The sequence below is a fragment of the Bacteroides muris (ex Afrizal et al. 2022) genome (genome assembly GCF_004793475.1).
In the GTDB taxonomy this organism is placed as follows: Bacteria; Bacteroidota; Bacteroidia; order Bacteroidales; family Bacteroidaceae; genus Bacteroides; species Bacteroides muris.
Genome location: NZ_SRYZ01000123.1, coordinates 1 through 696, shown reverse-complemented (window position 1 = coordinate 696; position 696 = coordinate 1). Strand labels below are relative to the sequence as shown.

Below are 696 nucleotides of genomic sequence, written 5' to 3'. Positions count from 1 at the left end.
CGTACGGAATACCGGAGAAGAATATCTTAAGACGCTCCATAAACGCCTCCACATCCCCACTCTTCAATTCACGCATGAATTTAGCGATGTGGAAACCAGTCTCATCATCAGTAACTTTAGTATAAAAAGGAACCAGAAAATTGAGGAAACCATAACATACTTCATCATTCGGAAATTGAAGCGTATAAAGGCAAACCTCCTTATCATAAGCCTTTATAGTCAAGTAACCGCTCTGATAAATCATAGGCAGAGGATTATTAGCTTCTGCACGATATTCAGAGAAGGCAGAGGCAGTAACCTCTACGCCATTCAGCAGAAGGCGAAGATCATAGTCACTCTTTTTTAATAAATCCACCAAATAAGTAGGTGTACCCGTCTGAAACCAGAAGTTGCCGAACTTCAATTTCTGGAATACATTCAGAAGGCTGAAAGGGTTAAAAAGCCCCACCGAAGTATCTTCACAAAAATGATAGCCGTCATATTTCTTTGCCAACCGAAAAATCGTTTCCTCCAAAGTCAGTTCTTCATTTTCACTTAACCGTTGTATTTCCGGGCCAAATGTTTTTATAAGTTCATCTTGTGTAATGCCGCACAAAGCATTGTATGCTCTATCCATGCTTATGTCATTCAGCTGGTTCAAATCACTGAACACACTTACTTGCGCAAACTTGGTCACTCCGGTCAGGAAAACAAAAC

1 protein-coding gene is annotated in these 696 nt (G+C 40.4%); it reads right to left on the bottom strand.

Annotated features, from left to right (window positions below; all coding sequences use genetic code 11):
- Window positions 1-696 (bottom strand): AAA family ATPase (locus E5355_RS19145; RefSeq protein WP_168354395.1); only part of this gene is annotated, 696 nt, incomplete at both ends.